Source organism: Sphingobacterium hotanense (genome assembly GCF_008274825.1).
GTDB lineage: Bacteria > Bacteroidota > Bacteroidia > Sphingobacteriales > Sphingobacteriaceae > Sphingobacterium > Sphingobacterium hotanense.
The window spans coordinates 802512-816155 of sequence record NZ_CP030848.1 but is presented as its reverse complement, the minus strand read 5'-3'; the positions used below and the strand labels follow the sequence as shown (position 1 = coordinate 816155).

The following is a 13644-nucleotide window of genomic DNA, read 5'->3' as shown; positions in this document are numbered from 1 at the left end:
CTAAAATCTCCCTTCCACTTCCCGAAGTCCGTTTTTCAGTCGTTCCTCTCCTAATCCTGATACCACTTTATAGTTGGCATTTAATGCGTCTAGTTCGTCTTTCCAGACCTGCATAAAGTGCGCTCTTTCGGTTGGAAAATCGCGTAGTGGATCATCTTCCCAAGGAAGGTCGATATCCATGAGTAGATAAAAATCATACTGCCTTTTTTTAATTTCATCGGTTACTTCTTTCGGAGTTTCACCGAAAAGGTGGTCACACCATATCTTGACCGTCAGAATTGTAGTGTCACAGACGATTACAGAAGGCTCAGTGGCAAGGAAAGCCTCTTCGAGGGCTACTTGCCCATAAAACATATTGACTTCGTCCTGGAGCGTGTATTCACGATTCAAATGCTCGCAGTAATATCTAGCGTACTCCGGAACGGCCAGCGTCTTTAATTCTTTCGCGAGGTATTTCGCCATGGTCGATTTTCCGGTAGACTCCGGTCCGACAACGGCGATCTTGATGGTCTTGTTTTCAGTAGCCTGCATAAAGGGACAATATTACTGAAAATTAAGATAGCTTTTTCGCCAATCCCTATATCCATTCCATGCAATGATCGTGAATGCGATGTAGAGAATCGCCGTCAGAATTAAATCCTTATGAATATAGAGCGGAATATAGCATAAATCGACAAATACCCACAGCAGCCAATTTTGAAGAACTTTGCGTGTCATCAAAAACTGCGCAACTAAACTGGTCGCTGTACAGAAACCATCGATGTAAGGCACATCAGAATCCGTTTTATGATCTAGAAAATAGCCGAGAATACCCGCAATCAATAAAATAATTGCTATAGTCAATCCCAGTTGTTTACTATTGAAGGATGTAATCGGCTTCTCCTCAGAGTGCGCTCGCCTATTCCAATAATACCATCCGTATACAGCCGTCCCGAGGAAATAAATTTGTAAAGTAGAATCTCCATATAGTTTAGCCTGATAGAAGATATATAGATAGAGACTGACGCTGATAATACTGATAGGCCAGTTCCATATATTTTGTTTTGCTGCGAGGAATACACAGATGAACCCGGAGATGGTAGCAAGCCACTCCAACAGGCTAGTTTCTAGAAATTGTTGGTAAAGTTGAGAGAGAAAATCCTGCATTCTTCAGTTATTAAGGATAACTAAAGATAGCAATAATTAGGAAAGAAAGGTCTTCTACAAGCTATTGAACCAATTTATTGGCGCAGTTTGTACTTGCAAAAGATTCTGGTTTCGCCTTGAAGATGAATCCCATTCCTAAGATATAGCCCATGGCTTCTTTGAGTGCGGTATTGGATTGAAAGTTGGGATTGGTGTTGATGTCAGCGTGGACTTCAAGGTCTACGGAATACTGATCGAGAAGTGGACAAAGCTCGTAGGCTGTTTCGATGGAGTGTTGTACTTCAAGTAGCATCCTCTCTTTGATGCTCATGTTGTGCATTTTGCGGTCTTTGTGGATGAACATAAAGCCACCGCGGTGTTCCCGAAGGAAGACAATGACAGTCGCGAATTCGACGATACCTCGCTTGACCTGGGAGTCGGTACCGATATAAACCTTTAATTTGTTACCTAGGTTCTGTTCGCGGATAATAGTGTCCTCAACTGCGGATAGGATCGGGAGCTTTAATAATTCTCCATTGTATTTTTGCCATTCCATATACAAAGGTTTTGTTATCTAAATGTACTGATAAACTGTTCATTATATTTTTATTATATATTAACTAATTGCTAAATGTTTGTTTACTCTTGTGCTAGGAGGTTATTCCTTATTACCATATGCCAGGTCGCCCGCATCCCCCAAACCTGGAACGATATAAGACTTGCTGGTCAGCTCATTATCGACCGCTCCCACCCAGATCTGCACCTCCGGCAAGAAGGCTCTCACATGCTGTATCCCCTCTTCCGAAGCAATGACAGTAGCGATATGAAGCTCTTTGATATTGTATTCACTCAATAAATCTTTACAACAGAGCACTAAGCTTTTTCCTGTTGCCAACATAGGATCGGCCATGATGACCACTTTTTCATCAAGATTCGGCGTGTTTTGATATTTCTTATGGATTTCAAACTCACCACTCTTCTTGGTATGGCGATAGGCTGCGATAAAGGCGCTATCAGCGCGATCAAAAACATTTAGTAATCCCTGATGAAACGGTAGACCCGCGCGCATAATCGTGGCAATCACCGGCTGCTGAGGCATCAAATGCGTGCTTGCGACACCGAGCGGTGTTTCCACATCGACGTAATGGTATTCCAGTGTCTTACTGATCTCATAGGCCATCACCTCACCGAGGCGCTCAAGATTGCGGCGAAACCGCATCCGATCTTGCTGTATCCGTACATCTCTTAATTCTGCCAAAAAATGATTGGCAATACTGTTCTGTTTTGTTAAGATCGTTATCATGACAAAAAGTCTTGTTGTTAAGCAATTTAATAATTATTTTCCGCAATTGAGTGCGTTAATCAGTTATTATGGAAACGGAATAATATTTGATAAATTAGCGTGGAAAGGTAAGCATGAAATTTCAATTAACATCTGAATATAAACCTACTGGCGATCAGCCTCAAGCGATCAAAGAATTAGTAGCGGGCGTCGAGCAAGGAGAACAATATCAAACATTATTAGGCGTAACGGGATCTGGTAAAACATTTACCGTGGCGAATCTTATTCAAGAAACGCAGAAACCAACCCTTATTTTAAGCCACAATAAGACATTGGCAGCACAGTTATATGGAGAGTTCAAACAATTCTTTCCCAATAATGCAGTGCATTATTTCGTGTCCTATTATGACTATTACCAACCGGAAGCATTCATTGCTTCATCCAACACGTACATAGAGAAAGATTTAGCGATCAATGAGGAAATCGAAAAACTCCGTTTAGCAACGACCTCTGCGCTTATGTCTGGACGAAGAGATGTTATTGTAGTCTCATCCGTATCGTGTATTTACGGTATGGGTAACCCAGAAGATTTCTCGCGCTCAATCTTTCGATTTGGCGTAGGTACCACCATTAGTAGAAATGCCTTTTTACATAAATTGGTCGAAATACTTTACGCAAGGACTACGGCAGATTTCAAACGCGGTACGTTTAGAGTAAAAGGCGATACAGTCGATGTCTACCCTGCTTATATGGATAACGCCTATCGCATTTCCTTTTTCGGCGACGATATAGACGAGCTTAGTGAAATAGATCCTGTGTCGGGACGAACGCTTCAAAAGCATGAAACCCTAGCTTTATTTCCGGCCAATCTTTTCGTTACGCCGAAAGAGAAGTTCACCCAATCGATCTGGGGCATTCAGGAAGAATTGGTCCATCGCAAAGCACAACTGGAAGATGAGGGTAAAATGTTGGAAGCAAAGCGTCTTGAAGAGCGTGTTAATTACGATTTAGAAATGATGCGCGAATTGGGCTACTGTTCGGGAATTGAGAACTATTCTCGATTTTTTGATGGCAGACAACCAGGCATGCGCCCCTTCTGTTTGATCGATTATTTCCCGGATGATTACCTCATGGTTATTGATGAAAGCCACGTGACCATCCCTCAATTGCGTGCGATGTATGGTGGCGACCGCTCAAGAAAGATTTCATTAGTAGAGCACGGTTTCCGATTACCGGCGGCATTAGATAACCGACCATTGAACTTCCCGGAATTCGAATCCCTGACCAATCAAACGGTATATGTATCGGCTACTCCAGGGGATTACGAATTGCAACAGACCGAAGGTGTTGTTGTCGAGCAAGTCATTCGTCCTACAGGCCTTTTAGACCCGATCATAGAAGTTAAACCTGCAATCAACCAGGTCGACGATTTCTTGGAAGAAGTTGATAAGACCATTAAAGAGGGCGGTAGAGTGCTGGCGACGACTTTGACGAAGCGTATGGCGGAAGAGCTTACCAAATACATGACCCGCTTGAATATCAAAGTACGCTATATCCACTCGGAAGTAAAAACCTTAGAACGCGTGGAAATACTTCGCGGACTGCGCTTGGGCGAATTTGATGTCCTTGTCGGGGTCAACTTATTAAGAGAGGGTTTAGACTTACCAGAAGTGACCTTGGTGGCTATTTTAGATGCCGATAAAGAGGGTTTCTTGCGATCTGAACGTTCCTTAATCCAAACGATCGGACGTGCAGCACGTAATGAAAAAGGCCGCGTGATTATGTATGCGGACAAGATGACTGATAGTATGCGGATTACCATCGATGAAACGAACAGACGTCGTGATAAGCAGATCAGTTACAACTTAGAACATGGCATTACCCCTCGTACGGTTGGTAAAACAAAAGAAGAGATTCTGGAGCAAACTTCGGTCGCTGATATGGGGGTAGGACCAAAAGCTTATATAGAACCAGATGCGGCAGCTTCTGTTGCTGCCGATCCACTTATCGAATATATGAGCGATAATGAAATGAAAAAAGCGATAGAAACAGTGCGCAAGCGTATGGAAAAAGCTGCAAAAGAGATGGAATTCTTAGAGGCAGCGAAATTACGCGATGAGATGTTCGCGCTGGAGAAAGCCTATGAAGACAAATTTGGAAAAAGATAGATTCTTCGAAACGAAATAATTTTTAAATAGCATTTATATAAAAACAAAGCCACCTAAAATAGGTGGCTTTGTTTTTATCTTATCAGTCTACCCGGAAACTGTGTTATATTTTCAAGCGTTAATTGTTGCATGACCTGATACAATTGTGCTTTGAACATGGTTATGGTATGATCCGCACCCTCATCCCCTAATGCCCCGACGCCATACATAAATGGGCGGCCCATAAAGTTAAAATCCGAACCCACGGCATAGGCTCTACCTAAATCCACGCCAGAGCGTATCCCACCATCCAACATAATCTTTATCTTTTCCTTATACACAGGATTTGAAGCTAATTTCATCAATGAATGTATAGAAGATTCACCTGCATCAATCTGTCGGCCACCATGGTTGGAAACAATGACCCCATCGGCACCGACCTGAATTGCAGCTTCCATATCTTCATCGGTTGTAATACCTTTTAACACCAAAGGTCCTTGCCAAATATCGCGAATCGCTTTCACTTTCTCCACATTCACTTTCCCAGTGAATGTACGGTTCATGAATTGTCCAAGCTGCGCGAGATCTAATCCCTTTTCCATATAGGGTTTCAACGTGGCAAAGGAAGGAATCCCGTGCTGAAGTGTTTTAATCCCCCATGCCGGACAGACCATTGCCTGCAATATATTCTGAATATTCATCTTGGGCGGCATAGAAAGACCCGATTTAATTTCCCGATACCGTAAGCCGAATGAAGGAACATCGACGAGTACCACCAAAACAGGACATTCTACATCTTTTAAACGGCGTAAAATATCATCTCTTAATCGATCTTCCGTAGGATGATAAAGCTGAAACCATGCCTTCCCATCGGAGACCTCGGCGATGCGTTCTATCGAACTGGTAGAAACGGTACTTAAGGTATAGGGTATATCATGCTTGGCAGCGGCTTTCGCCAATATTTCAGGTGCATTAGGCCACATTAGTCCTTGCAATCCAATCGGTGAAATACCGAAGGGAGCAGCATAAGTTCGGCCGAACAGGTTTACCGACATATCAATATCGCCAGCAACATGCAGATACTGTGGCTTTAGAAGAATATCGTCAAAATCATTCTCATTTCTTGCTAAGTTAAGCTCTTCATTACAGCCTCCTTCGAGGTAATCGAAAGCAAACTTGGGAATTCTTGATTTAGCTTTACGCTTTAAATCAGTTACTGAAGGATATTTTGAATTGTATTTGAATAGTATTTTTTTACTCATGGATCTAAAATGATCGGTTAGAACGTTAAACGTCTAAATTAAGGCAAATAATCGATAAGACTGTCCTGTACTTTGATGTGCAGGATAGAAAATCGGTAATTATCAAAATAATGGGGCTTACTCTTTTATCTCGAGTTTCTCTACAACAGATCGGTGTCCCGATTTCCCATAGAAAATAATATGGTCCACCTTGGTTCCAAGGCCCGAAGTTCCCTCCTTCTGCTGAATAAAAATACGATCTACACGCATCTTCACGTTGTTCACCGTGGTTTCAACATAGGAACCCTTATTTGACTTGATGTGCAGGAAAAACTTTTGGCTTGGCAGCGACACGATTGATGCCTCGTAGGAATCTGAATCCACTACTTGCGTAGAGATGCCATAGGCGAAATTCCGCTGAATTACAGAGAGCGGCTTTATCTTGCCGTCCTCATCAAATAATTCACGATACACTTCGATCGGATCCTTCTTATTGATGTTGCCATCATCAAGTCGATTCAAAGCGTAGATATAAGTATTATGCCCCCGATTATGTTGGATATAAAACAAAACATCTTTCATATTCGAGGGTTTTGGGTATCCTGATTGTGCTAGAACCGGGAGGATCAAGTTAATCAGGCAGACTAATAGCAGCGTATGCTTCATGTGATATGAAATTTGCTTTAAATTACAGCAAATTATATTAAGTAGAAGTAAAGTTTTAGTAAAAGATTTTAATCTACTCCACCGCCGCGGTTCATGAATTTTGAAATTAACCAAATAATCAAGGCAACAACAATAACTACCATGATAATGCCGGACCACATCCCCGCTTTAAAGATACCCTCAATTGCAGCACAACTACTCAATAAACTAGTCACCGCAAAAACCATTAATCCTAATGTCAATCTATTCATATTTTATTTCCTTTACTATTAAAAACAACCATAGCTACAAATAGTTTGAGTACAAAGCCCGAATCGAACTTCGTTTCTCGATACATCATACTAATGATTTGTAAACCAACATGCTACCGAAAAGCGATTGGAACGATCTGTATAAATGTTTATCCAAGAAAATAAACAAAAACGGTCTGCATATCACTACGCAGACCGTTTCATACGATATTTTATATTACTACAAGCTTAGTTTATTCAGCTCTTAAAATCTTAGCGGCTTCCACCATAGATTCTAATGCTGCTTTTGTCTCAGGCCAAGCACGAGTTTTCAAACCACAGTCAGGGTTAACCCATAATTGCTCAGCAGGAACTACCGCTTTTGCTTTACGAAGTAAATTCACCATTTCTTCCGTGCTAGGAACGCGTGGAGAGTGGATATCATATACACCAGGACCAATATCGTTTGGATATTTAAAGTCAGCAAATGCATCTAATAATTCCATTTGAGAACGTGAAGTCTCAATCGTGATCACGTCAGCATCCATTGCAGCGATATCTTGAATGATATCGTTGAATTCTGAGTAACACATGTGTGTGTGGATCTGCGTATCATCATCAACGTTTGACGAAGAAACGCGGAATGAACGTACAGCCCAATCTAAATATGCTTGTTGATCTGCTTTACGCAATGGTAGACCTTCGCGAATAGCTGGCTCATCAATTTGAATAATTTTGATACCTGCTTTTTCTAATGCCTGAACTTCGTCAAGAATAGCTAAAGCGATTTGATATGTCGTTGTTGAACGAGGTTGATCATTACGCACGAAAGACCATTGTAAGATCGTAACAGGACCTGTCAACATCCCTTTCACTGGACGGTTAGTCAACGATTGTGCATAAGCTGACCAACGTACAGTCATGTCTTCAGGACGGTATACATCACCATAAATTACCGGAGGTTTAACGCAACGAGAACCGTAGGATTGAACCCATCCGTTTTGAGTAAATGCATATCCTGCTAATTGCTCACCGAAGTACTCAACCATGTCGTTACGCTCGAATTCACCGTGTACTAATACATCGATATCTAATTCTTCCTGTAAACGGATTGTTCTTTCAGTTTCTTCAGCGATTTCTTTGTCGTATTGCTCTTGTGAGATTGCTCCTTTTTTCAAATCAGCTCTCCATTTACGAACATCTTTCGTTTGTGGGAATGAACCGATTGTTGTAGTTGCGAATCCTGGCAAGTTAAATTTAGCTTGTTGAGCAGCTTTACGTGCGTCAAAAGGAGAAGTACGTTTTGCATCATCATCAGTAATGTTGCTAACGCGTTCTTTAACCTCTGGCTTGTGGATCAATGGAGAAGTACGACGGCTTTCTGCAGCAGCTTTGTTAGCTTCGAAACGTTCTTGAGTCGCAGCATCAACTTCACCTTCTGCTAATACCGCTAAGTCCTTAACTTCCGCTAATTTTTGTTTAGCAAATGCTAACCAGTTTTTAACTTCTTTAGGAAGCGACTCTTCGTTATTTTCGTTATCTAAATCAAATGGAACGTGCAATAATGACGATGAAGGAGCAACCCATACGCGGTCTTTACCTAAAGCATCAACTGCTTGTTTGATTTTTACTAAAGAGTTTTCGTAATCATTTTTCCAGATATTTCTTCCTTCGACAATACCTAAAGATAAAGTCAATGAAGCTGGAACTTTTGATAATATAGTGTCAAGCTGTTTTTCACCACGAACTAAGTCTAGGTGTAACGCGTATACCGGAAGACTAACTGCTGTGTCTTCGTTGTCGCGTAGAGCTTCGAAATATGTAGCAACGATTAATTTAACGCCTTTCGCAGCAGCAGCAAGTTTTTCAAAAACTTTACCGTACAATGCGCGAGTAGCATCATCAATATCAAGCGCTAAGAAAGGTTCGTCGATTTGAACGTATTGAGCACCAGCTTCCGCTAACTTTGATAAGATTTCTTCGTATACAGGAAGTAAGTTATCGATAAGGTCGATACGGTTAAATCCTGATTCTTTTTCCTTACCTAATAATAAGTAAGAGATTGGGCCAATGATAACTGGTTTAGTCTCAATACCCAATTGTTTAGCTTCGTTATATTCGCTTAAGAATTTTTCAGAAGTTAATTTGAATTCTTGGTTTTTTACAAACTCAGGAACGATATAGTGGTAGTTCGTGTCGAACCATTTTGTCATTTCCATAGCAGTAACATCTACGCCACCCTCTTGGAAACCACGAGCCATCGCAAAATATAAGTCTAAGTTATATTGGCGATCGATTTTATTTAATAATGAATTGTAACGAGCAGGGATTGCACCTACAGTTAAAGATAAGTCCAATACTTGATCGTAAAATGAGAAGTCATTCGATGGGATCAAATCGATACCCGCTTCTTGTTGAGTCTTCCAGTTGCCTTCACGGATTTTCAGTCCAGCTTGCAATAATTCTTCCGCGCTAATTTTCTTCGCCCAGTAAGCTTCGTTAGCTTTCTTTAGCTCGCGGAATGCACCCACACGTGGGTATCCTAAGTTGTTCGTTAATAACATACAGTATTGAATAAATTTTTAATCTACTATTTTACTTTGCTAGAGAAGGCCACTTAGGACTAGTGAACTTGGCTTATCATTCCTTTTTCAAAGGTAGAATTTAGCACCTTGTCAAGAGACAGGTTGCTAAGGCTTCATCGGGTCTATTCCCTCTGCCTTTCTCTATAAGCGACGGCTAAGATATGGAGAAGAATTGAATAAAACAAAAAAAGTAGTTAGTATTTAGTAGTTAGTAGTTAGACCTATGGCGGAAATTGATTTTAGATGTTAGATATTGGAATTTGCCTTGAAGAAAGGAAAGGAAGGATGCAAGGATGAGCAGGATATTTGGCATGCGGTAAAAGTGAGGGACAAATTGCCCACCATAGTTCTTTATACTAAGTACTAACTACTAAATACTATTTCTGAACCAGGAAAGGAAGGATTCAAGGATTGACAGGATCAGGTATAGTGGAGAATGATGGGATTCAGATCATAATCGTGCGTTTCAGAAGACGTTTCACTAAACGTCTCCTATAAAAAATATAATTCATCCACTATCAAACGTAATACACGATCCTGCTCACCCTTTTATCCTTCCTTTCCCTGTTCAAAACAAAATTCCCTTCCTTTCCTATTTCAAAGACAAAATCCCAATTCTAAAATCCTTCCTTTCTTCAAAACAAACCACAAAAAAACCTGCATTGCTGCAGGTTCTTAAATCTTACATCTAATATCTGATGTCTAATATCTAATATCTAATAACGATACGCTTCCGGCTTGTAAGGGCCTTCTACCGTAACACCGATATATTCTGCTTGTTCTTGTGTTAGTTCTTCTAACTCTACACCGATATGTGCTAAGTGTAAACGAGCAACTTTCTCATCTAAGTGTTTAGGAAGTGTGTACACTTGCTTTTCGTATTGATCTGTGTTTGTCCACAACTCTAATTGCGCTAAAGTTTGGTTAGTGAACGAGTTTGACATTACGAAAGAAGGGTGACCAGTTGCACATCCTAAGTTTACTAAACGGCCTTCGGCTAATAAGATAATATCCTTACCGTCGATTGTATATTTATCAACTTGCGGTTTGATTTCCACTTTAGTAGATCCGTAGTTGTCATTTAACCAGGCAACATCGATTTCATTATCGAAGTGTCCGATATTACAAACTACAGTTTTATCTTTCATTGCTTTGAAGTGTTCCGGACGAACGATATCCTTATTACCTGTTGTGGTTACTACGATGTTTGCTTCAACAATCGCATCAGCCATTTTCTTCACTTCGTAGCCTTCCATTGCCGCTTGCAACGCACAGATAGGGTCAATTTCCGTAACGATTACGCGTACTCCAGCAGAACGTAAAGATTCTGCGGAACCTTTACCTACATCTCCGTAGCCTGCTACAACCGCAACCTTACCGGCCAACATTAAGTCAGTAGCACGGCGGATCGCATCTACTAAAGACTCACGGCAGCCATATTTGTTATCAAATTTCGATTTTGTAACCGAGTCATTCACGTTAATTGCAGGCAAGTGCAATGTTCCTTTTTTCATGCGCTCGTATAAACGGTGCACACCAGTTGTAGTCTCTTCAGAAAGACCTCTGATGCCATCAATTAACTCAGGAAATTGATCGAACACCATATTGGTCAAATCGCCACCATCATCTAAAATCATATTTAAAGGCTGACGTTCTTCGCCAAAGAACAAAGTCTGCTCAATACACCAGTTAAACTCCTCTTCGTTCATACCCTTCCAAGCATAAACCGGAATTCCCGCAGCAGCAATCGCCGCAGCAGCATGGTCCTGTGTTGAGAAGATGTTACATGATGACCAAGATACATCCGCACCTAATTCTACCAATGTTTCGATTAACACTGCAGTTTGAATCGTCATGTGCAAACAGCCCGCGATACGAGCACCTTTTAATGGTTTAGAAGCACCAAACTCTTTACGAAGGCTCATTAATCCTGGCATCTCTGCTTCTGCCAATTCTATTTCTTTACGACCCCATTCGGCTAAAGAGATATCTTTCACTTTGTAAGGTACGTAGGTAGTTTCTAATGATGACATAAATAATCTTTATTTTAGTTTTTGCGGTACAAAATTACTTGATAGCCAAGTCAATTCAAAATACAATAGCATTATACCTACAGAAATTGACATTAACTTGAGGAACCTTGCTTGACGTAACTCAGTTTTAAGCCTATATTTGCATAAACTAAAAAGTAAAGAAAATGTACCCAGAATATCTAGTAGCTCCAATGCGTCAAGAACTTGTAGACGCAGGATTCCAAGAATTAAAAAGTGTTGAAGAAGTGGATGCGGCGATTCCTTCTGAAGGAACAGTATTCGTTGTTGTAAACTCGGTATGTGGTTGTGCGGCAGCAAATGCTCGTCCAGCTGCGAAAGCTGCAGTTAAAAATGCTAAACATCCGGACAAATTGGTTACGGTATTTGCAGGTATGGAGAAAGACGCGGTAGATAAAGCACGCCAATACATGTTGCCTTACCCTCCATCATCTCCAGCAATGGCATTATTTAAAGATGGACAATTAGTGCACATGATAGAAAGACACATGATTGAAGGCCGTCCAGCTCAAATGATCGCTGACAACTTAGTCGCAGCATTTGACGAATACTGCTAACAATCTTTGTATTTTGAATTTTGAATACTGAAAAAGCTTCTTTTAAAATTAAAAGAAGCTTTTTCTTCTTACAGACTTTTCTTTGTACTTTTAGCAATCAACCAATAATTATGAGAAAGGCAAGCCTTTATATTTGCATACTATTCAGTATATCACTTTTGTTTTCCTGCACCACCAATCAGCAGATCGACTTAATCGTATACAACGCAAAGGTGTACACGGTAGACTCTTCTTTTCGAACGGTCGAAGCGATTGCTATAAATAACGGTGTATTCATCGATCGTGGTAATTCACAGGATTTATTGAATAAATACGATGCAAAAGAAAAGATTGATGCTGCCGGTAAATTCGTCTATCCTGGTTTCTACGATTCACACGGACACTTCTTCCTTCTAGCGGATGCTATGGACGAGGTCAACCTCTTAGGGACGGCCTCCTACGACGAACTCCTCTCTAGATTACAAACTTATATAACGGCAAATCCGGATAAGAAATGGATCATTGGCAATGGCTGGGATCAAAACTTATGGCCCGACAAGCAATTCCCAACAAAAGACTCGTTGGACAAATATTTCCCCGATATTCCAATCTTTCTTTCTCGCGTTGATTATCACGCCGCTTTGGTCAACAGCAAAGCTTTAGCTGCTGCTTCTATCGACAGTGTATTTATGGTCGAGGGCGGACTGATTTCTTCTAACGAAGAGGGTGAATTGGATGGTATCCTATTGGACAATGCGATGAAACTGGTTAGCGAGCATATCCCTGAACAGAATAATGAAGTACTGGTAAAAATGCTCAAAAGAACACAGGACTCCCTGTTTTCCGTCGGTCTAACAAGCATAGTCGACGCTGGCTTGACGGAACAACAGATCGATGTATTGAAGGTCTTTTACAATGCCGACTCCCTGCAGATCCGAAATTATGCGATGGTGGCTTCCAATCCTAAAAGTGTTAAGAATTACCTTCGCTCCGGCACATTTGAATCTGAACGTTTGACTGTTCGCTCTTTTAAACTAATGGCAGATGGAGCCCTAGGATCACGGGGCGCCTGCTTACTACACCCCTACCATGACTCGCCGACGAACGGCTTCCTTTTGCAGAGCTCGGAAGAATTTGACGACTTGATCAAGCAGTTGGCGAAAAGCAACTTCCAAGTAAATACGCATGCAATTGGGGATTCGGCAAATCGCCTGATCTTGGACACCTATGGTAAATATCTGAAGGATTCCAAAGATCGTAGATGGCGTATTGAGCATGCTCAAATCATTGCACCCGGTGATTTCAAGAAATTTAAAGAGTTCTCCATCATCCCTTCGGTGCAGCCTACGCACGCCACATCAGATATGTATTGGGCGGAAGATCGCCTGGGACATGACCGTATGAAAGGCGCCTATGCCTACAGAGATTTATTGGAACAATATGGATTGCTAGCATTAGGGAGCGATTTTCCCGTGGAACATTACAATCCTTTATATGGATTCCACGCTGCAGTCGCTCGAGTCGATAAGAATAATTTCCCGAAAGGCGGTTTTCAGTTCGAGAATGCCATCACCCGAGAGCAGGCTTTACGTGGAATGACCATCTGGGCAGCCTATGCTTGTTTCCAAGAAAAGAAAAGAGGAAGTATTGAAAAAGGTAAAGACGCTGATTTCGTTATCCTGGATGAAGACATCATGCAAGCGGCTCCTGAAAAACTCCGTGACATCAAAACCCTGCAAACCTTTGTAGCAGGCGAATCGGTATTCAAAAGAAATCAATAA

General features: G+C 41.2%; 12 protein-coding genes and 1 riboswitch. Of the genes, 3 read left to right on the top strand and 9 right to left on the bottom strand.

Annotated elements, in window-relative coordinates:
- The 4 genes from DSM08_RS03310 to upp all read right to left on the bottom strand — a co-directional run bounded on the left by DSM08_RS03310 (position 1) and on the right by upp (position 2428).
- Entirely contained in the window at positions 1 to 531 is a 531-nt protein-coding gene (locus DSM08_RS03310; protein WP_149524811.1) for an AAA family ATPase, read from the bottom strand.
- A gap of 12 nt (positions 532 to 543) precedes the next feature.
- The gene (gene pnuC / locus DSM08_RS03305) at positions 544 to 1146 is read right to left on the bottom strand and encodes a nicotinamide riboside transporter PnuC (protein ID WP_149524810.1); all 603 of its coding nucleotides are present in this window, start codon (positions 1144 to 1146) and stop codon (positions 544 to 546) included.
- A 61-nt stretch (positions 1147 to 1207) separates the two neighbouring features.
- A complete protein-coding gene (locus tag DSM08_RS03300; protein WP_149524809.1) occupies positions 1208 to 1681 on the bottom strand; it encodes a ribonuclease H-like YkuK family protein in 474 nt (157 codons plus the stop codon).
- Between the two features lie 102 nt (positions 1682 to 1783).
- The gene (gene upp / locus DSM08_RS03295; RefSeq protein ID WP_149524808.1) at positions 1784 to 2428 is read right to left on the bottom strand and encodes a uracil phosphoribosyltransferase; all 645 of its coding nucleotides are present in this window, start codon (positions 2426 to 2428) and stop codon (positions 1784 to 1786) included.
- Between the two features lie 113 nt (positions 2429 to 2541).
- Here upp and uvrB point away from each other — a divergent pair, with 113 nt between their 5' ends.
- Positions 2542 to 4575, top strand: coding sequence for an excinuclease ABC subunit UvrB (gene uvrB, locus DSM08_RS03290; protein ID WP_149524807.1), 2034 nt, complete (start codon positions 2542 to 2544; stop codon positions 4573 to 4575).
- 74 nt (positions 4576 to 4649) lie between these two features.
- Here the strand turns inward: uvrB and DSM08_RS03285 are convergent, their stop codons facing one another.
- From DSM08_RS03285 to ahcY, 5 genes are all read right to left on the bottom strand, one after another.
- Complete coding sequence (locus DSM08_RS03285) at positions 4650 to 5816, bottom strand: alpha-hydroxy acid oxidase (RefSeq protein WP_149524806.1); 1167 nt, start codon at positions 5814 to 5816, stop codon at positions 4650 to 4652.
- 117 nt (positions 5817 to 5933) lie between these two features.
- A complete protein-coding gene (locus DSM08_RS03280; RefSeq protein ID WP_149524805.1) occupies positions 5934 to 6461 on the bottom strand; it encodes a DUF4833 domain-containing protein in 528 nt (175 codons plus the stop codon).
- 68 nt (positions 6462 to 6529) lie between these two features.
- Positions 6530 to 6712, bottom strand: a complete 183-nt coding sequence (locus DSM08_RS03275; RefSeq protein ID WP_149524804.1) for a hypothetical protein — start codon at positions 6710 to 6712, stop codon at positions 6530 to 6532.
- 233 nt (positions 6713 to 6945) lie between these two features.
- A complete protein-coding gene (metE, locus tag DSM08_RS03270; protein WP_149524803.1) occupies positions 6946 to 9255 on the bottom strand; it encodes a 5-methyltetrahydropteroyltriglutamate--homocysteine S-methyltransferase in 2310 nt (769 codons plus the stop codon).
- A gap of 70 nt (positions 9256 to 9325) precedes the next feature.
- Positions 9326 to 9426, bottom strand: a riboswitch (SAM riboswitch).
- A gap of 566 nt (positions 9427 to 9992) precedes the next feature.
- The gene (ahcY, locus tag DSM08_RS03265) at positions 9993 to 11309 is read right to left on the bottom strand and encodes an adenosylhomocysteinase (protein WP_149524802.1); all 1317 of its coding nucleotides are present in this window, start codon (positions 11307 to 11309) and stop codon (positions 9993 to 9995) included.
- 164 nt (positions 11310 to 11473) lie between these two features.
- Between ahcY and DSM08_RS03260 the strand changes: the two genes are divergently transcribed.
- Positions 11474 to 11884 carry a BrxA/BrxB family bacilliredoxin gene (locus DSM08_RS03260; protein ID WP_149524801.1) on the top strand — a complete coding sequence of 137 codons (411 nt, stop codon included), beginning with the start codon at positions 11474 to 11476 and terminating at the stop codon, positions 11882 to 11884.
- A 110-nt stretch (positions 11885 to 11994) separates the two neighbouring features.
- Positions 11995 to 13644 (top strand): amidohydrolase, encoded by a 1650-nt coding sequence (locus tag DSM08_RS03255; protein WP_149524800.1) that lies wholly within the window; start codon positions 11995 to 11997, stop codon positions 13642 to 13644.